Origin of the sequence: Hydrogenophaga sp. SL48 (assembly GCF_021729865.1) — a bacterium.
Lineage (GTDB): Bacteria > Pseudomonadota > Gammaproteobacteria > Burkholderiales > Burkholderiaceae_C > Hydrogenophaga.
In genome coordinates, this window is the sequence record NZ_CP063400.1 from 236286 (window position 1) to 253512 (window position 17227).

General features: G+C 65.3%; 18 protein-coding genes. 9 read left to right on the forward strand and 9 right to left on the reverse strand.

What is annotated here, in order from left to right:
* Nucleotides 1-17 precede the first annotated feature (17 nt).
* From gspK to gspG, 5 genes are all read right to left on the reverse strand, one after another.
* Nucleotides 18-1037, reverse strand: coding sequence for a type II secretion system minor pseudopilin GspK (gene gspK / locus IM738_RS01090; RefSeq protein WP_272907881.1), 1020 nt, complete (start codon nucleotides 1035-1037; stop codon nucleotides 18-20).
* 222 nt (nucleotides 1038-1259) lie between these two features.
* Nucleotides 1260-2201 (reverse strand): PulJ/GspJ family protein, encoded by a 942-nt coding sequence (locus IM738_RS01095; protein WP_272907751.1) that lies wholly within the window; start codon nucleotides 2199-2201, stop codon nucleotides 1260-1262.
* Entirely contained in the window at nucleotides 2201-2578 is a 378-nt protein-coding gene (gene gspI / locus IM738_RS01100) for a type II secretion system minor pseudopilin GspI (protein ID WP_236964070.1), read from the reverse strand. The genes IM738_RS01095 and gspI overlap by 1 nt, the downstream gene beginning before the upstream one ends.
* Nucleotides 2575-3042: a prepilin-type N-terminal cleavage/methylation domain-containing protein gene (locus IM738_RS01105; RefSeq protein WP_236964071.1), complete on the reverse strand. Its 468-nt coding sequence runs from the start codon at nucleotides 3040-3042 to the stop codon at nucleotides 2575-2577. The genes gspI and IM738_RS01105 overlap by 4 nt, the downstream gene beginning before the upstream one ends.
* Before the next feature lie 198 nt (nucleotides 3043-3240).
* A complete protein-coding gene (gspG, locus tag IM738_RS01110; RefSeq protein WP_442908479.1) occupies nucleotides 3241-3711 on the reverse strand; it encodes a type II secretion system major pseudopilin GspG in 471 nt (156 codons plus the stop codon).
* Nucleotides 3712-3820: 109 nt separating this feature from the next.
* Here gspG and IM738_RS01115 point away from each other — a divergent pair, with 109 nt between their 5' ends.
* The 3 genes from IM738_RS01115 to IM738_RS01125 all read left to right on the forward strand — a co-directional run bounded on the left by IM738_RS01115 (nucleotide 3821) and on the right by IM738_RS01125 (nucleotide 6955).
* Nucleotides 3821-4318, forward strand: coding sequence for a general secretion pathway protein C (locus tag IM738_RS01115; RefSeq protein ID WP_236964072.1), 498 nt, complete (start codon nucleotides 3821-3823; stop codon nucleotides 4316-4318).
* 127 nt (nucleotides 4319-4445) lie between these two features.
* Complete coding sequence (locus IM738_RS01120; RefSeq protein ID WP_236964073.1) at nucleotides 4446-6290, forward strand: DUF294 nucleotidyltransferase-like domain-containing protein; 1845 nt, start codon at nucleotides 4446-4448, stop codon at nucleotides 6288-6290.
* On the forward strand, nucleotides 6287-6955 hold the full coding sequence (locus IM738_RS01125) for a 3'-5' exonuclease (protein ID WP_236964074.1): 669 nt from the start codon (nucleotides 6287-6289) through the stop codon (nucleotides 6953-6955). The genes IM738_RS01120 and IM738_RS01125 overlap by 4 nt, the downstream gene beginning before the upstream one ends.
* Here IM738_RS01125 and IM738_RS01130 read toward each other — a convergent pair.
* Nucleotides 6952-8037: a nicotinate-nucleotide--dimethylbenzimidazole phosphoribosyltransferase gene (locus IM738_RS01130; RefSeq protein WP_236964075.1), complete on the reverse strand. Its 1086-nt coding sequence runs from the start codon at nucleotides 8035-8037 to the stop codon at nucleotides 6952-6954. The two genes, IM738_RS01125 and IM738_RS01130, sit on opposite strands and share 4 nt — an antisense overlap.
* 12 nt (nucleotides 8038-8049) lie before the next feature.
* Nucleotides 8050-9654: a threonine ammonia-lyase, biosynthetic gene (gene ilvA, locus IM738_RS01135; protein WP_236964076.1), complete on the reverse strand. Its 1605-nt coding sequence runs from the start codon at nucleotides 9652-9654 to the stop codon at nucleotides 8050-8052.
* 232 nt (nucleotides 9655-9886) lie between these two features.
* Here ilvA and IM738_RS01140 point away from each other — a divergent pair, with 232 nt between their 5' ends.
* Complete coding sequence (locus IM738_RS01140; protein WP_236964077.1) at nucleotides 9887-10336, forward strand: OsmC family protein; 450 nt, start codon at nucleotides 9887-9889, stop codon at nucleotides 10334-10336.
* Between the two features lie 16 nt (nucleotides 10337-10352).
* Here the strand turns inward: IM738_RS01140 and coq7 are convergent, their stop codons facing one another.
* On the reverse strand, nucleotides 10353-11000 hold the full coding sequence (coq7, locus tag IM738_RS01145; RefSeq protein WP_236964078.1) for a 2-polyprenyl-3-methyl-6-methoxy-1,4-benzoquinone monooxygenase: 648 nt from the start codon (nucleotides 10998-11000) through the stop codon (nucleotides 10353-10355).
* Nucleotides 11001-11269: 269 nt separating this feature from the next.
* Here coq7 and IM738_RS01150 point away from each other — a divergent pair, with 269 nt between their 5' ends.
* Nucleotides 11270-12262, forward strand: a complete 993-nt coding sequence (locus IM738_RS01150) for a porin (RefSeq protein WP_236964079.1) — start codon at nucleotides 11270-11272, stop codon at nucleotides 12260-12262.
* A gap of 256 nt (nucleotides 12263-12518) precedes the next feature.
* The gene (locus IM738_RS01155; RefSeq protein WP_236964080.1) at nucleotides 12519-13439 is read left to right on the forward strand and encodes a porin; all 921 of its coding nucleotides are present in this window, start codon (nucleotides 12519-12521) and stop codon (nucleotides 13437-13439) included.
* A gap of 85 nt (nucleotides 13440-13524) precedes the next feature.
* Here the strand turns inward: IM738_RS01155 and IM738_RS01160 are convergent, their stop codons facing one another.
* Nucleotides 13525-13983 (reverse strand): ComEA family DNA-binding protein, encoded by a 459-nt coding sequence (locus IM738_RS01160; protein WP_236964081.1) that lies wholly within the window; start codon nucleotides 13981-13983, stop codon nucleotides 13525-13527.
* A gap of 115 nt (nucleotides 13984-14098) precedes the next feature.
* Here IM738_RS01160 and IM738_RS01165 point away from each other — a divergent pair, with 115 nt between their 5' ends.
* The 3 genes from IM738_RS01165 (at nucleotide 14099) to IM738_RS01175 (ending at nucleotide 17205) form a co-directional block, all read left to right on the forward strand.
* On the forward strand, nucleotides 14099-14887 hold the full coding sequence (locus IM738_RS01165) for a DUF3047 domain-containing protein (RefSeq protein ID WP_236964082.1): 789 nt from the start codon (nucleotides 14099-14101) through the stop codon (nucleotides 14885-14887).
* 108 nt (nucleotides 14888-14995) lie between these two features.
* Nucleotides 14996-15979, forward strand: coding sequence for an ABC transporter permease (locus tag IM738_RS01170; RefSeq protein ID WP_236964083.1), 984 nt, complete (start codon nucleotides 14996-14998; stop codon nucleotides 15977-15979).
* A 5-nt stretch (nucleotides 15980-15984) separates the two neighbouring features.
* Nucleotides 15985-17205, forward strand: coding sequence for a M20 aminoacylase family protein (locus IM738_RS01175; protein WP_236966429.1), 1221 nt, complete (start codon nucleotides 15985-15987; stop codon nucleotides 17203-17205).
* Nucleotides 17206-17227: the final 22 nt, after the last annotated feature.

Here is a 17227-nt window from a genome sequence, read left to right on the forward strand (position 1 = left end):
GGGCGAATCGCGCCGGGTCAAGGTGCTGCCACCCGTTCGCGCCACTGCACCAGGGTGGTCATGCCGTTGCGCTGGATCAGCGAGTGCTCTTCGATCAGGGTGTCGTCCAGGCGCAGCCGCACACGCGCCTCGAAGAACCGGCTGCGCACGTCGTGATGGGCAACGGTCACCGTTTCGGTGGTGGCGCCCGGGATGCGGGCCACGGCGTCTTCCAGCTTCGTGAACGGGTTGCTGGCGCGGCTGGTGAGCACCTGCTGGGCCATCGCCAGGTCCAGACCCGGCACGCTCGCGCTCAGGGCCTCGGCGCTCGCGGTGTTGAGGTTGAGCCGGGTGCTCTCGGGCAGGACCGTGACGTGTTTCTCCAGGGCCGTGAGGCTGGCCTGGCTCAGGCCCAGCCAGCTCAACTGGGCGTAGCGCTTCGGCACCAGGGGGGAGGAGGACGGTTTGGGATCGTCGAGCGCACGTTCGGTGGTGCGCAGCAGGTTGGCGGCCGCAGCGGTCAGCTCGGCGGGTGGCAGGTCGAGCAGCTCGTACAGCCGGGTGAACGTGGCCACATCCGGCGCCGACAACTCCGCCTTGGCCTGCGGTCCGGTGCCGGTGATCCTGATCAGGTTGCGGAAGTTCAGGCGCGACTGCTGGTCGATCATTTCGCCCGACAGAAAGGCCGGCATCAGTTCTTCGGCGCTGTTGTTCTTGTCGGCCGCCAGAAAGCTGGAGAGGCGGGCTTCTTCCAGGGGCGTCGCCCAGGGTTCGCCCAGGTGGTCGGCTGCGCCGGTGTTCTGGTTGCTGCGCGCGTCTTCACGCAGGATCAGGCGCGCCCAGTCCAGCGCACCGACAAGGATCCAGCTCGCCTGCAGGCGCTGCCGTTCGGCCGCTTCCACCTCGGCCGAACGCCATTGCTGCCACAGCGCCGCCGAGGCCAGCGTGGCCACGAGCGCGACGGTGAGCATGGCGAGGAGGAGGGCTGCGCCCTGTTGACGCCCCCCCGCGCCGCTGCGCGTCGCCCCCCCAGGGGGGCGGCACTGGCCGTCCGGCAAAGCCGGCCCGGCGGTGCCCTGGAGGGCCTTCCCCTCGTTCGTGGGGCCTATGCGCTTGGCGCTCTTTTGGGGGCTCATGCCGCAAACCCCTCGGCGTCAATCGATCCGCAGCGCGCGAAGTTACTCAGCCCAAGGGCACCGCCGGGCCGGCTTTGCCGGACGGCCAGTGCCGTCCCCCTTGAGGGGGGTGACGCGAAGCGGCGCGGGGGGTGCTTCATGTCCTCATGTCCTTCCGGCCTGCAGCGTCGGGCGCACCCAGTCGCGCACCAGGATGCCCGAGAGTCCCTGCCCGGGGGTGAGGGTGAGGACCAGGCGCACGCCATTGGGGATGCTGCCCTCCGAGACGGTCAACACGCCCGCGCTTTCATTGCCGACCGAGGACAGCGAATTGCCCCAGGTTTCACCCCGGTGGTAGAAGAGTTGCCACTGGTCGATGCCCGCGAGCGCCACGGCGCTGTCGCGGCCGTCCGCAGCGCCCGACGCGGCCCACTCGGCCGCCCGTTGCCACGCCTCGGCCAGTTCGTTGCGGCGCTGCACCGGGGCCGATTGCCAGCGCATCCATTGCGCGCCGGGCGCGTCGGCGCGGCCCAGACGGCTCCACGCGACCACGCGCACGCCCGCGCTGTTCAGGCCGTTGTCCCCGCTGTCTCTGCGGGTCATGCGCAGCAGCTTGCCGTCGAATTGCAGGGGATTGAGCTCGTCGGTGTTGACCACCGCGTCGAGGTCCGCGTGCCATTGCCCCAGCGCCGCCTGCAGGCGCAGCAGCTCGTCGGCACGCTGCTGGGTCAGGGTCTGGGTGCGGTTCATGCCATCGATGGAGCGCCAGCTGAGGATGGCCAGCATGGACATCACCGCCAGCGCCACCAGCAATTCGATCAGCGTGAACCCCGCCTGGTGGCGGCAGCGTTGCCAGAAGCCGCGTTTCGCCGTCGGGCAGCCCCAAGGCGAAACAGCCCCCTCGGGGGGCAGTGACCCGCGAAGCGGCGGAGCGTGGGGGCCTCGATCTGCCGTCGGGCCGCCCCAAGGCGAAACAGCCCCCTCGGGGGGCAGTGACCCGCGCAGCGGCGGAGCGTGGGGGCCTCGATCTGCCGTAGGGCCGCCCCAAGGCGAAACAGCCCCCTCGGGGGGCAACGACCCGCGCAGCGGCGGAGCGTGGGGGCCCATCAATACCGCCCCATGATGGTGGATAGGCTCAAGAGCCGCACGTCCACCCCCTCGACCCTCGATTCGACCAGCGCGTCCACGCGGCGGAAATTGGGGTTGGGTGTGGGCACCACGGACAGCGTCACCTGCAAGGTGCGCCCGGCCTGCTGGCACTCGCTGGTGCTGTCGCCAACGCCGGGCAGCTGGCGTGTCAGCCGCAGCCGGATCAGCTCGTTTTCGGCGCACAGCTGGGCCAGCCACTGGTCGCTCTGGCGCGCCGCCGCGCGGGTGAGGGCGCCGGTGGCCTGGGAGCCGGCGGCGAGTGCCACGGCCACCACCGCCAGCGCCACCAGGATTTCAATCAGCGTGAAGCCGCGTGAGCCCGGGCGCTGGGTCATGGCGTGAGGGGCGCCGCGACGACCGCAAAGGGCGCGAGGCCATCGGTGGCGAGGGTCAGTCGCCGGTCGCCTTGAATGAGTTCCAGGCGCTGCGCAGCGATCAAGGGTTCGGGTCCGAGCACCAGCCCGTCGGCGCCGGGCGGCTGGGTCACGCGCGCTCGGGTTTCGGTGTTCAGCCAGGTGCGCGGCCGGGCCAGCGAGTCACGCGCCTCGGCGCGGGTGCTGATGCCCTGAAATTCGAAACCCTCATCGTTGGCGAGCCAGCGCACCGGCACACCGCTGCTGCGCGACTGCGCCCGCCCCGACTCCAGCAGCGCGGCCAGGCGAATCGCCTCGCTCTCCAGCTCCTTGGCGCCGGTGTCCCGCAGCGAAAGGCTCACCCCCGCCGTCGCCAGCGCCACGATGGACACGACCACCAGCAGCTCCAGCAAGGTGAAGCCCTGGTCAGCACGCAAGGGATTCATAACCATTCACGATAACCAGACCAGCCGACGGCGCGACGTCAATCAACCCAGCAGATGCCGACGATCCGGCTTTGCCGGTCAAAGGGCATCGTCCCCCTTGGGGGATGCCGCGCAGCGGCGCAGGGGGGCAGCGCGTCCCCGGTCGAAGGGCGCCGTCCCCCCGGGGGGACGCCGCGCAGCGGCGCAGGGGGGAGCCAGTCACTGCCAGCTGCCCACGTCGGCGTCCTTGCCCTCGCCGCCGGGTTGGCCGTCCGCGCCCAGTGACAGCACATCGACTTCGGCGTGCAGACCCGGGTTCAGGTACTGGTAGGGGCGGCTCCAGGGGTCGGCCGGCAGCTTTTCCAGATAGGGCCGCCAGTTCGGCGGCACCGGTGCCGCCGTGGGCTTGGCCACCAGAGCGGTCAGGCCCTGTTCGCCGCTGGGGTAGCGCTGGTTGTCCAGGCGGTACAGCTTGAGCGCCTGCATCAGGTTGTTGACGTCGGTTCTCGCGGCGGTCACGCGCGCGTCATCGGCGCGGTCCAGCACGTTGGGCACGATCAGCGCGGCCAGCACGCCGATGATCACCAGAACGACCATCAGCTCGATCAGCGTGAAGCCGCGCTGGAGGCGCTGGCGCAAACGGACGGTGGAGGAAGGGTTGGATGCCGTGGTGGCAGTGAGGAGGTTCAAATCGGGCTCCCGGAAACACGTTGGACAGGCCAGGGTGGCACTGTGGTCAGACGGACGGAAGACCTGCGACGCAGGGTGAACCGCCAAGACGGTGGATCATAATGCGCCCATGCTGAAGCAGCCCTTTTCCGCGCGACTGAACAACCGCTTTCCATCCCTGGCGGTGCCGGTGCCGGGGCGCGCGTGGCCCGCGCTGGCCGCGGGGGTGCTCTGGCTGGCGGCGGGGGTGTGCACAGGTTCCTGGTTGTTGCAATTGTGGGGTCGCGGGCCGCTGATTCCGGTGGCCGCGATCGCCGGCAACCCCATCCAGGCGGACGCGGCGTCGGTGGCCCGGGCGCTCGGTGCCCCGCCCGAGGCGCAGGCGGCGGCTGCCGTGGCGCCGCCCGCGTCGTCCCGTTTTCGCCTGATCGGTCTGGTGAGCCAGCCGGGGCAACGAGGCGCGGCGCTGATCGCCGTGGACGGGCAGCCACCACGCCCCATCACGATCGGTTCCGTCGTCGAGGGCGAGCTCGTCCTGTTGTCCGTCGGACGGCGCGTGGCCCGGCTCGGGTCGGCAAGCGGGGGTGCCGAGTCGTTGGAACTGAGCCTGCCCGAAGCGCCGGAATGACCTTGCGGCCAAGGGGCCGTCGCACAGAGGTTCTGCCATGACCGTGTCCCGTTTTTCCGCGAACCCGTCGTCACCGGACGCCCCCCTGAAGCCGTCTGGCAGTCTGTTGGGGCAACTGTGTGACGAATTGCAACGTCACCCTCCCTTTGACGAGATGGACCCGCTGCACGTGCGGGCGTTTGTCGAGGCCTCGCGACAGGCGTACTTCGCCCCGGGCGATGCGCTGGTCAAGCCCGAAGACGGCGTGGCCAGCGAGCTGTTCTACATCCGACGCGGCGCGGTGCTGGGCAAACGGGGCCTCTCGGACGTGTCGGGCGGCGCCTTCCAGTACGAGGCGGGCGACCTGTTTCCGATCAGCGCCGTGCTGGCGCAGCGCGCCACGACCACGTCGTACCACGCCACCGAGGACACCTTTGCGCTGCGCCTGCCGGCCGAGCAGATGCAGGCGCTGGCCGAGCGCAGCCCCGTGTTTGCCGACTTCCTGAACCGCCGCATCCTGCGTTTTCTGGACCTCTCGCGCGCTGCGCTGCAATCGGCCTACGCTTCGCGGGTGTTGTCCGAGCAGTCGATGGAGACGCCGCTGGAGCGGCTGTGCCGCCAAGCGCCCGTGACCTGCGGGCCACAGACGCCGTTGCAGGACGCGCTGGAGCAGATGCACCGCCTGCGCATCGGCTCGATGCTGGTGGTGGACGCTGAGGGGCGTCCGATCGGCATCCTCACGCGTTTCGACATCCTCGGCCGCGTCACCCTGGCGCGCCTGCCACTGGACACGCCCATGTCAGAGGTGATGGTGCAGCCGGTGCACAGCCTGGGCGCCGAGCGCACGGCGCAGGAGGCCGCGTTGCTGATGTCGGCCCAGGGCATCCGCCATGTGCCCGTCACGCGCCAGGGACGTGCCGTGGGCATGGTTTCCGAGCGCGACCTGTACGCCTTGCAGCGCCTGAGCCTCAACCAGGTCAGCGACCACATCCGGCACGCCCCGGACGTGACGGCGCTGCGATCGGCCGCCGACGACATCCGCCGTTTTGCGCGCAGCCTGCTCGGGCAGGGCGTGCAGGCCCACCAGCTGACCCAGCTCATCAGCCACCTCAACGACGTGCTGACCGCGCGCCTGGTGGCCATCAAGGCCACCGAACATGGCCTGGACACGCAGCGGTTCTGCTGGATCGCGCTGGGCTCGGAAGGCCGCAGTGAACAGACCATCGCCACCGACCAGGACAACGCGCTGATCGTGGCCGAGCCGGAAGACGGCCATGCACCCGACCCGCAGCGCCTGCTGGCCTTCGCCCTGGACGTCAACCGGGCGCTGGACGCCTGCGGCTATCCCCTGTGCAAGGGCAACATCATGGCCAGCAACCCCGACTGTTGCCTGAGCCTGTCGCAATGGAAGCGGCGGTTCGCGCAATGGATCGACCACGGCTCGCCCCAGGACCTGCTCAACGCCAGCATCTATTTCGACTTCCGCAGCCTCGCCGGCCGATCGGCGCTGGCCGACGAGCTGCGTGCTTTTGTCGTCGAACGCGCGGCCACCAACCCTCGGTTCGCACGCCAGCTCGCGATCAATGGCCTGGCGCAGTCGCCGCCGCTGAACTGGCGCGGGCAGATCGACACCACCGCCGTCCATGGCCACGCCACGCTGGACCTGAAGCTGCAGGGCACCGCCATCCTGGTGGATGTGGCACGCCTGTACGCGCTGGCGCGCGGCGTTCCCGTCACCAGCACCCGGGAGCGTTTCGAGGCTGTGGGGCCTTTGCTGGGCGTGCCGGAGCATGAACACGCTTCGTGGGTCGCGGGCTTCGAGTTCCTGCAGATGCTGCGCTTGCGGGCGCAGCTGGACGGCAGCACCGTGGGCGACAACCCCAATCGCGTCGCGGTGGATGCGCTCAACGACATCGACCGCCGCATCCTGCGCGAGACATTGCGGGTGGTGCGCAGCCTGCAGCAGCGGGTACAGCTCGATTACCAGCGATGAGCGGCGTGCTGGATCAGGTCAGGTCCTGGTGGGGCGGGCATGGCGCCGCCCCCGCCCAGGGCACCCCGGTGGAGCGCTGGGTGGTCGTGGATGTCGAAACCAGTGGTCTCGATGCGTCCAGCGACCACCTGCTGGCCGTCGCGGCGCTGGGGTTGAGCGTGGACTGGCGGCGTCAGTGCCTGGACATCGTGCTCGGGGACAGCTTCGAGGTGGTGCTGCAGCAGCAGGAGGGTCGCAGCGACCACGACAACATCCTGCTGCACGGCATTGGCGAGCAGCAACAGCGTGACGGCATGGCGCCCGGGCCGGCACTGCAAGCCTTTGCCGATTTCATCCAGTCGGCGCCCTTGCTGGCTTTTCACAGTGCCTTCGACGCCTCGATGCTGGGGCGACTCAGTGAGCAACACCTGGGACGGCGCCTGCCCAATGAATGGGTGGACATCGCGGACCTGTGCGCGGTGACGAACGAAGGGGTGCACGCGCGCTCGCTCGACGAGTGGATGGCACATTTCGGCATCCACTGCCTGGCGCGTCACCAGGCCTCGGCCGACGCGCTCGCAGAGGGCGAACTGCTGTTGCAGATCTGGCCACGCATCGCTCCTCAGTGCGCGCGGTGGCGCGACGTCGTGGCGCTCGCGGGCCACCGGCGCTGGCTGGGCGCCTAGCGTTCGAGCAGGCGCTGGGCGGCGAGCAGCAGCGGCCAGGCGAGCAGGGCGCCCGTGCCTTCGCTGGAGCGCAGCTCCATGTCGAGCAGGGGCTGGGCCTGCAGGTGGATCAGCAGCAGGCGATGTCCCGGCTCGGCCGAACGGTGGGCAAACACCAGATAGTCCGCCACCGCAGGCGCCAGCGCGCGCGCCAGCAGAGCCGCGGCGCTGGCGACAAACCCGTCCACGATCACCACACGCCGTTCGCTGGCCGCCTGGATCATCGCGCCGCAGAGCATGCCGATCTCGAACCCGCCCATGGCCGCGAGCACGTCCAACGGCGCGGTGGCCTTGCGGTGGCGGCTGGCGGCGGCGAACAGGCGCTCCAGCTTGCGCTGTGCCTGGACTTCGTCTTGCGCCTGGTCTTTGCCACAGGCGTCGGCCAGCGGCACGCCACACAGGCGCGAGAGCAGCTGCGCGGCACTGGCGTTGCCGGCCACGCCGATGTTGCTCAGTCCCACCACGTTGCCGGGCAGGTGCCGCACCACGTCCATGCCGGCCTGCAGCGCCGAGCGCGCCTGCGCTGCCGACATCGCCTGGGCCAGCACCATGTTGCGCGTGCCGTAGCCGATCTTGCGCACCAGAAGGGGAACCTGCGATTCGGTGTCCGGTGGCATCACGATGTGCGATGCGACGCCGGCGTCCACCACCGTGAGGTCGACCCCGTGCATCGCGGCAAGCGCGTTGACCGGGCTGTTGCCGGCGAGCATGTTCAACACCCGTTGCCGCGTGGCTTCCTGCGGAAATGCGGAGACCCCTTCATCGGCCACGCCGTGATCGGCCGCGAACACCACGAGCTGGGGGGATTCCAGGCGGAGGCCTTGCAGAACGAGGTGTCCGTCATCCTGGATGCGGGCGAGTTGCATCGCCAGCGATGCCATGCGTCCCAGGGCGTGCTCGGCCTCGTGCGGACTGGTCAGTTGGTGCTGCACCAACAGGTCCATCTGGGCGTTGGCCGTGGCCGCAACCGGCGGCCACAGGGACGCCTCGGCCGCTTCGACGCCAGGTTCGTTGACTGGCAGGGACAGAGGCCTGGATTTCATGGCGTCAGGATGTCAACTTTTGAGAAAGAGGCGGTACACCGGATTGTGGGTTTCTTCCACGAACGGATAGCCCAGCGTGTCGAGGAATTTGACGAAAGCCTTGTCGTCCTTGGGCGGCACCTGCAGGCCCACCAGGATGCGGCCGTAGTCCGCGCCCTGATTGCGGTAGTGAAACAGGCTGATGTTCCAGCCGGGCCGCATCAGGCTGAGGAACTTCAACAGTGCACCCGGACGCTCCGGGAAAACAAAGCGCAGCAGGCGTTCCTCCTGCGCCAGCGGCGAGTGCCCGCCCACCATGTGGCGGATGTGTTCCTTGGCAAGGTCGTCGTGCGTGAGGTCCAGCGCGTCAAAACCCTGGCGCTTGAACAAGCCTGCAATCTTCTTCGACTCGCCCGGGCCTTGTGTGGTCAGGCCCACGAACACATGGGCCACCTGTGCATTGCCAATCCGGTAGTTGAACTCGGTGACGTTGCGCGGCCCGCCCGGCAAACCGCCGATGGTCTCCAGGAAACGCTTGAAACTGCCCCGCTCTTCGGGGATGGTCACGGCGAACAACGCCTCGCGCTCTTCGCCCACTTCCGCGCGTTCGGCCACAAAGCGCAAACGGTCGAAGTTCATGTTGGCGCCGCAGAGGATGGCCGCGTAGGTTTCGCCCTTGGTCTTGTGCGTTGCGACGTACTGTTTGATCGCCGCCACCGCCAGCGCACCGGAGGGCTCCACGATGCTGCGCGTGTCGACGAAGATGTCTTTGATCGCAGCGCAGACCGCGTCGGTGTCCACCACCACGAACTCGTCCACCAGCCCGCTGGCGATGCGGAAGGTTTCTTCGCCCACCAGCTTGACCGCCGTACCGTCGGCGAACAGGCCAACGTCGTTCAGGGTCACGCGCTCGCCCGCCTGGACCGACTGCAGCATGGCATCGGAGTCCACGGTTTGCACGCCGATCACCTTGATCTCGGGGCGCACGGCCTTGATGTAGTTCGCCACGCCAGAGACCAGACCGCCGCCACCGATGGCCACGAACACCGCATCCAGGTGGTCCGATCCCAGGCTTTGCAACTGGCGCAGGATCTCCATCGCGATCGTGCCTTGTCCGGCGATCACGTCCGGGTCGTCAAAGGGGTGAACGAAAGTGAGGCCCTGCTTTTTTTGCAGTCCGGCGGCGTGGGTGTAGGCATCGGAATAGCTGTCGCCATGCAGCACCACGTCACCGCCCAGCGCACGCACGGCATCCACCTTCACTTGCGGTGTGGTGGTCGGCATGACGATGACCGCACGCGCACCCAGCTTGCGGGCGCCGAGGGCCACGCCCTGGGCGTGATTGCCAGCCGAGGCGCAGATGACGCCCTTGTTCAGCTGCTCCTGGGTCAGGTGCGCCATCTTGTTGTACGCGCCGCGCAGCTTGAAGCTGAACACCGGTTGCTGGTCTTCGCGTTTGAGCAGCACCTTGTTGTGCAGCCGCCGGCTGAGGTTTTTGGCGGGCTCCAGCGCGGACTCCACCGCGACGTCGTACACGCGTGCGGTCAGGATCTTCTTGAGGTAGTCGGCCGGGCTCAATGGGGTCGTCCGGGGGGCTTCTTGAGCGAGGGGGGCGGTTTTTGGGGGGCGTGATGTCATGGTTTTTCCTGGCCAATGATCATAGCGAGCCCCTGCGAGGCAAAAAAAACCCGGACTGGCAGAACCGGTCCGGGTTTAAATCCACCCGTGGAGGGCAGAGGAGACAACCTTCAATACAATGCCGCCAGTATACCGATGGGATGCTGCAATGCAACATGTGTTGCAGCGTTTTTGCTACTTTTTAGAGAGCTGAGTCTTCAGCTCGTCAAATTCATCACGCCTGGACACCGACATGGAATGCACAGTGACCTGGACCGGCGGTGCCGGCACCCGCTCCCACATGGGTTTTGTCGCCGAGACCGGCAGCGGCCACGTGCTGACCATGGACGGTGCTCCGGACGCCAGCAAACCTGAGAACGGTGGCGCCAACCTCGCGGCTCGGCCCATGGAAACCGTGCTTGCCGGCACCGGCGGGTGCACCGCCTACGACGTGGTGTTGATTCTCAAGCGTGGACGGCACAAGGTGCAGGGATGCAGCGTCAAGCTCACCACCGAGCGAGCGGACACCGACCCCAAGGTCTTCACCAAGATTCACATGCAGTTCACCGTGACAGGCAAAGGCATTCCACCCGCAGCGGTGGAGCGGGCCATCGCCATGAGCCACGACAAGTACTGCTCAGCCAGCATCATGTTGGGAAAAACCGCCGAGATCACGACCGGGTTCGAGGTGATCGAGGCCTGAGCGCACCCCGTGTCGCTCAGATGCGGTGAGCCACCGTGGTCATCACGCGGGCAGCCAGTTTCATCAGTCCTTTGACGGGTGCGGGCAGTTCGGTTGCGCCGGCATGTTGCGCTTCGCGCGCGTGACGTGCTTCATCGGCTTTCATCTGTGAAACGATGGCTCGGGACGCCAGATCGCCTTTGGGCAACCGATCCATGTGGTTGGCCAAATGGGCCTCCACCTGCCGCTCTGTTTCCACCACAAAACCCAAACTCACGGCCGGGCCGAATCGACCTGCCAACAATCCCATGCCGAAAGCACCGGCGTACCAAAGCGGATTCAGCAGTGAAGGGTGCGAGCCCAATTCACCAAGACGCTCTCTGGTCCAGGCCAGGTGGTCGGATTCCTCTCGGCCAGCGGCTTCGAGCTGTTGCGCCAGTGCTTCCCTGCTTCGCAACGATCCAGCGCGGCGTTGACGGGCGGCCAAAGCCTGGGCCGTGTAGAGCGCCTGTGCACAAACTTCACCGACATGATTCACCCGCATGAGCGCGCCAGACAACTTGCGGTCCTCAGCGGACAGTGGCGTTGTGGCGTGTTCAGGCAATGTGGCACAAACGCGGGAAGCGCGTGGCTGAGCGAAAAGGGTGCGCAGAGCCGAATCTGCGGCGTTCAACAGCGTGTCCATATCGTGTAGGTGCCTTCTTCGTTGGGTTTCGATGAGAGACGTGGGATCGGCATGTCATTGTGCGCCATGCTGCTTTTGTGTACTGGTGTACTTCAGTCGTAGGGGATTGCCCTAGGAGGGCGTTGATTTTGTTGCCCGAGTGCGACAAGGACCCTGGAAAGCTTTGCGCGCTCCGCGACCTTCTGTTGCAATCGTTCAACTTCCAGCAACGGAGGTTGGCTCGGAGGCTTAGACCCCCAGCTTATTTATTAACCTTGGAGATACCCTCAATGAAAAAGACCCTGATTGCTCTGGCTGCCGTGGCCGCCACCGGCGCCGCCTTCGCGCAGTCTTCCGTGACCATCTATGGCAAAGTGAACGTCAGCCTGGAAAAGTCCAGCTTGGGTACTAAGAACAACGAAGCTTCCTTGGACGACATTCACGGCAGCCGTCTGGGTTTCCGCGGTGCAGAAGACCTCGGTGGCGGTCTGCAGGCCAAGTTCCACATTGAGCACCGCTTCCGTCCTGACACCGGTGCAGACGCCACGTTCAACCCTGGTGGCACCAACCCGACGACCGGCGTTGTGACCCCGGCCTCGTCCACGATGTGGAACGGGCTGTCGACCGTTGGTCTGGCTGGTTCTTTCGGTGAAGTTCGCCTGGGCCGTTACTACAGCGCCCTGTTCTTGGGTGCCAACAACAAGCCCGATCCGTTCGGCGGCGACGGCGCTGGCGCTCTGCGTGGCATCGGCATGCAAACCACCACCTTGCCGGGGTACATCCGCACTGCCAACGTCATCCATTACAGCGGCAGCTTCAGCGGCGTGAACGTGGCTTTCTCCACCGGCCTGAAAGAAGGTGCAGCCAAGGCTCAAAACAGCGTTGCTGTTGGTTATGCCAACGGTCCTCTGGACGTGGGTGTTGGTTCCGAAAAGGGCGTTCCTGGCACGCTGACCAACGCCTACGCAACCTATGATCTGGGCGTGGCGAAGCTGGCCTTCGGTCTGGGCAATGCAAAGACCGCAGCTGGTGTGAAGACCGAGGGTCTGCTCTTCGGCGCCACGATCCCTGCTGGTCCTGGCAAGGTGCAAGTCGGCTTGGCCCGTGCCAAGAACAAGAATTCGGGCGTGGTGACCAACCAGAAGCTGGGTCTGGGCTACATCTACCCTCTGAGCAAGCGTACCGCCCTGGAAACCACCTACGGTCGTGACAGCAAGGCCGTCAGCGCCGTCACGGGCAAGAAGCAGTCCGGCTTCGACCTGACCGTTCACCACAACTTCTGATCGTTGGCTGACACCTGTCAGTCAACCGAAGAAAAAAAATCCCGCCAAGGAAACTTGGCGGGATTTTTTTGATCTGTTGTCTTCCGGACTTGCGGGCGCTGTTTTTGATGGTCGTGCGTCTGTTTCCAAAAAAAGACAGACGAGCGCCGCAGAACCATTTTTAAGGGTATTCCCGCACTATTTGCGTGACGCCGCGCTAGCATGAAGGGTCAGTTTCTCAATCGGGCCATGTGGCCCAGCTTTTAAGGATGTTCATATGAAAAAATCTCTGATTGCTCTTGCCGTTCTGGCTTCGGTGGCCGGTGTGGCCCAAGCCCAATCCTCTGTCAGCGTGTACGGTGTCGTTGACGCCGTTCTGCACAAAGACAAGGGCGTTCCCGCCAAGCTGACTTCGGGTGGCGTGAGCGGAAGCCGTCTGGGCTTCAAGGGCACGGAAGATCTGGGTGGCGGCCTGAAGGCCAACTTCCTGTTGGAGCATGGCTTCAACGTGGACACGGGCACCCAGCGCACCGCTGGTTCTTCTTTCGACCGTCAAGCCTACGTGGGCCTCGGTGGTGGTTTCGGTGAAGTGAAGCTGGGCAAGATGTGGTCTGCCTACGACGACATTTCTGGCGCCACCAACCCCGTGTTTGACTCGGTGTTGTCGGTTGAGAACAGCATCTGGGCCAGCACCGGCTACGTGAGCAACCCTTCGAACGGCATCTACTACGCATCGCCCTCTTTCGGTGGTGTGAGCGGCGCGTTGAGCACGAACCTGAAAGAAGGCTCGGGCAACCAGTCCAATGCTTTCCACGTCAAGTACGAAGGCGGCCCGGTTTACGCTGGTGTGGCTTACCAAGTCGACAAGACCGCTGGTGGCGACACCAAGTTCACCCGCGTGAACGGTTCCTACGATCTGGGTGTTGCCAAGCTGCTGGCTGGTTACGGTAACGTCAAGGCCGGTAGCGCCAAGACCACCGACCTGTCCTTCGGTGCCGACATTCCTCTGGGCTCCAGCCTGACGCTGTCGACTGGCTATGCCTCCTCGAAGCTTGACGGTGCTGAGCGCGCTTCCGGCCTGAGCCTGGGCGTTGCTTACTCCCTGTCCAAGCGCACCACCGTGTACGGCGGTTTCCTGGACACGAAGAACGCTGGCCCTGACACCCGTTACGGCTTCGGTCTGAAGCACACGTTCTGATGAAGGCGGCCTTGGCCGCTTGAATCCAGAATTGAAAAAGCCACTTGGCAATGCCAAGTGGCTTTTTTTATGGCGGTGCTGTCCGTTACTGTTTGGGTGTCGGTGCTGCGGCGGGTTTGAGGGATTTCTCCATGGGCGCTGCTGCCTTGGTGGAGACCACTGGTTTGAAGGCCTCACCGTTGACCGTCAGTCCCTCGGAAGACAGTTTGGCTGCACGCTTTTCCCCGATGCCTGGCATGCGCTCGATCAGGTCCGACCAGTCCTTGAACTTGCCCGCTTTGCGCACTTCCAGCAACTTGCTGGAAGTGCCGGGACCAATGCCTTTGACGCTATCGAGGTCGGCCGGACTGGCGGTATTGACATCGACGGCAGCGAATGCCCCGGCAGCGAACACAGCCAACAAAGCAGACAGCAATTTTTTGATCATGAAAGTTCCTCCTGAATTGATGAATTCGGTCATTGCCCTTGAGCGACCGTCTGCGGCAAAGACCATCGCTGCCGCGTGAAAATTCTCCCAAAAGACGGGCTTGATGGCTTCCCCCATTGGAGGGGCGTGTGATGGCAAACCCGCTAGACTGCATCGTTCGCAACAATATGTTGCTGAGAGCACTTGCGGCCTGGTGTTCAGGTGGCAGGCTTGATTCAAGGGCGTCTGGAGCATGAATTTGAGAGTGTGGTTGCTGCTGATCTGTGCGGTGGTGTTGGCTTCTTGCGGCGGATTGATGCCTGCAGAGAGCTCCGGGCACCACACTGCTGATGCGGATCCGAGGGAGGGAGGCCCATATGACAATGCAGCTTGGAAGCTTGCGGTGGAGTCGCTTCTCCAAACGCCACCGGGCGGAGACAGCTGGCAGCCGATGTACCTGCCGGGCAAGCGTTTTGCAGGTTTCGAGAGTACCGAGCGGCAGGGACGGCCTTCCTTGTCGGTGAAGTCGGATCGATCGGTCAGCATCCTGCGACAGCGGTTTGCGCCCTCTCTGACCGAGTTCGGACAACTGGCTTTTTCTTGGAAGGTGGATGCCTTGCCCGAAGGTGCCAATCTGGGCGAGGCCGAGCACGCGGACGCTGCGGTGCGGATCCTCCTGGCCTTCGACGGCGATCGCAGCAAGTGGTCGGCTCGCAATCACCGTCTTTCTGAGATGAGCCGCTTGATGACGGGTGAAGAACTGCCCTACGCGACACTGGCGTATGTGTGGAGCAACCAAGGCGAACCCGGCTCGGTGATCGTCAATCCGCGCACCGACCGGATCCGAAAACTGGTGGTGGAGAGTGGCGCAGGTCAGCTCGGACATTGGCGCGATTACCAGCGCGATGTGCGTGCCGACTTCATCATGGCGTTTGGAGAAGAACCGGGTCCTTTGGTGGCGGTGGCGCTCATGACGGACACCGACAACACACGGAGCAGCCTGCGCGCCTGGTATGGCCCGCTGACGCTGGAGCCTCGATGAGGGTCGCCCCGTGCTAAGGTTGCTATATCGCTGCTGTGTCGCCATTCGCAGCCAGGACAGCGCGGCGTCCTGTGGACGTTGACACAGCCACCACCACACGCCCCAACGATGTTTCCCTTCATTCTCAGGCGCCTGGCCCAGGCTGTGCTGGTCATGATCTGTGTGGCCTTGCTGGCCTTCATGCTGTTTCAGCATGTGGGCGATCCGGTGGTGTTCCTGCTGGGACAAGATGCCACGCCCGACCAGATCCGCGCGCTGCGCGCCGATCTGGGCCTGGATCAGCCGTTTGTGGTCCAGTTCTGGCACTTCCTCGTCAACGCCGCGCAAGGCGAGTTTGGCATCAGCCTGCGCCAGGGTGCCAAGGTGTCTCGCCTGATCGCAGAGCGCCTGCCCGCCACGCTGGAGCTGGCCTTTGTGGCGGCGGCGCTGGCGCTGGCATTGGGCATCCCCATGGGGGTGTACGCGGCCCTCAGGCGCGGCAGCGTGATGAGCCAAATGCTCATGATGCTCTCGCTGCTGGGTGTGTCGCTGCCCACTTTCCTGATCGGCATTCTCTTGATCCTGGTCTTCTCGGTGAACCTGGGCTGGTTTCCCAGCTTTGGCCGTGGTGACGTGGTGCAGGTGGGCTGGTGGAGCACCAGTCTGTTGTCGGCGCAGGGCTGGCATCACATCGTCTTGCCTGCGGCGACCCTGGCGATCTTCCAGCTCACGCTGATCATGCGACTCGTGCGCGCCGAAATGCTGGAGGTGCTTCGCACCGACTACATCAAGTTCGCGCGCGCCCGCGGGTTGAGCAACCGCGCGGTGCATTTCGGCCATGCGCTCAAGAACACCCTGGTGCCGGTGATGACGATCACCGGTCTGCAGCTCGGAGGCCTGATCGCCTTCGCCATCATCACGGAAACGGTGTTCCAGTGGCCCGGCATGGGGCTGCTGTTCATCCAGGCCGTGACGTTTGCCGACATACCCGTGATGGCGGCCTACCTGTGCCTGATCGCCCTGATCTTCGTGGTGATCAACCTGGTCGTGGATCTGCTGTATTTCGTGGTCGATCCCCGCTTGCGCATCGATAAAACCGGGGCTCACGTATGACCCTCATGCCCGCTGCCCGCATCAAGGCCCAAGGCCGCGCCTTCGCGCACATCGCGTCCTTCCACCCTGAACTCACGGCACTGAGGCGGGAACTGCACGCCCATCCAGAGATCGGGTTTGAAGAGCACTACACCTCGCGCAGGGTGGTGGAGTCGCTCAAGGTGTGTGGTGTGGACGAGATCCACACCGGCATCGGCAAGACCGGTGTGGTGGCGCTCATCCACGGGCAGCAGCGCCGCAGCGGCAAGATGATCGGGTTGCGCGCCGACATGGACGCCTTGCCCATGACCGAGCTCAACGACTTTGCCTGGCGGTCAAACAAGCCCGGGATGATGCACGGCTGCGGTCACGACGGACACATTGCCATGCTGGTGGGTGCTGCCCGCTACCTGGCTGCGACGCGCCAGTTCGACGGCACGGCAGCGTTGATCTTCCAGCCCGGCGAAGAGGGGTTTGCCGGCGCCAAGGCGATGATCGAAGACGGCCTCTTCGAACGTTTCCCGGTGCAGTCGGTTTTCGCGATGCACAACTGGCCGCAGATGAAGCCCGGCACGGTGGGCATCAACCCTGGTCCCATGATGGCGGCGGCCGATCGCATCACGATCGAGATCACGGGCAAGGGTGGCCACGGGGCCCATCCCTACATGACGGTGGACCCCGTGCTGGTCGCGGCGCACATCATCACCGCGGTGCAGAGCATCGTCTCGCGCAATGTGCGACCGCTCGACAACGCTGTCATCAGCCTCTGCGCGATGCAGGCCGGGGATCTGGGCGCATTCAGTGTGGTGCCGGGCAAGGCCACGCTGGTGGGCACGGTGCGCACTTTCAGCCCCGAGGTGCAGGCACTGGTCGAGCGCCGCCTGCACGACGTGTGCTCGGGCGTGGCGCTGGGCCTCGGGGCGTCGGCGCATGTGCAGTACGAGCGCATCTATCCCGCGACCATCAATTCACCGGATGAAGCGGTCTTCGCGGGCGACGTGGCCGAGCGCCTGCTGGGCGCGGACCACGTCGACCGGACGCTCGACCCCAGCATGGGCGCTGAAGACTTCTCCTTCATGCTGCAGGTCAAGCCCGGGGCCTACATGCGGTTGGGGCAGGGCGGCGAGGGAGGCTGTTTTCTGCACAACAGCCGTTACGATTTCAACGACGAGGTGCTGCCGCTGGGTGCTGCGCTGCATGCCGGCCTGATCGAGCAAGGCATGCCCTTGGATACCAGCACCCTTTGACATTCTCATTTTCAACCTGTCC

Bases quoted from the DNA above. Each gene is read 5' to 3' on its own strand.
- IM738_RS01095 (WP_272907751.1), bottom strand. From the start codon at position 2,201: ATGGGCCCCCACGCTCCGCCGCTGCGCGGGTCGTTGCCCCCCGAGGGG.
- gspI (WP_236964070.1), bottom strand. From the start codon at position 2,578: ATGACCCAGCGCCCGGGCTCACGCGGCTTCACGCTGATTGAAATCCTG.
- IM738_RS01105 (WP_236964071.1), bottom strand. From the start codon at position 3,042: ATGAATCCCTTGCGTGCTGACCAGGGCTTCACCTTGCTGGAGCTGCTG.
- IM738_RS01115 (WP_236964072.1), top strand. From the start codon at position 3,821: ATGCTGAAGCAGCCCTTTTCCGCGCGACTGAACAACCGCTTTCCATCC.
- IM738_RS01125 (WP_236964074.1), top strand. From the start codon at position 6,287: ATGAGCGGCGTGCTGGATCAGGTCAGGTCCTGGTGGGGCGGGCATGGC.
- IM738_RS01130 (WP_236964075.1), bottom strand. From the start codon at position 8,037: ATGAAATCCAGGCCTCTGTCCCTGCCAGTCAACGAACCTGGCGTCGAA.
- ilvA (WP_236964076.1), bottom strand. From the start codon at position 9,654: ATGACATCACGCCCCCCAAAAACCGCCCCCCTCGCTCAAGAAGCCCCC.
- IM738_RS01140 (WP_236964077.1), top strand. From the start codon at position 9,887: ATGGAATGCACAGTGACCTGGACCGGCGGTGCCGGCACCCGCTCCCAC.
- coq7 (WP_236964078.1), bottom strand. From the start codon at position 11,000: ATGGACACGCTGTTGAACGCCGCAGATTCGGCTCTGCGCACCCTTTTC.
- IM738_RS01150 (WP_236964079.1), top strand. From the start codon at position 11,270: ATGAAAAAGACCCTGATTGCTCTGGCTGCCGTGGCCGCCACCGGCGCC.
- IM738_RS01155 (WP_236964080.1), top strand. From the start codon at position 12,519: ATGAAAAAATCTCTGATTGCTCTTGCCGTTCTGGCTTCGGTGGCCGGT.
- IM738_RS01160 (WP_236964081.1), bottom strand. From the start codon at position 13,983: ATGGGGGAAGCCATCAAGCCCGTCTTTTGGGAGAATTTTCACGCGGCA.
- IM738_RS01165 (WP_236964082.1), top strand. From the start codon at position 14,099: ATGAATTTGAGAGTGTGGTTGCTGCTGATCTGTGCGGTGGTGTTGGCT.
- IM738_RS01170 (WP_236964083.1), top strand. From the start codon at position 14,996: ATGTTTCCCTTCATTCTCAGGCGCCTGGCCCAGGCTGTGCTGGTCATG.
- IM738_RS01175 (WP_236966429.1), top strand. From the start codon at position 15,985: ATGCCCGCTGCCCGCATCAAGGCCCAAGGCCGCGCCTTCGCGCACATC.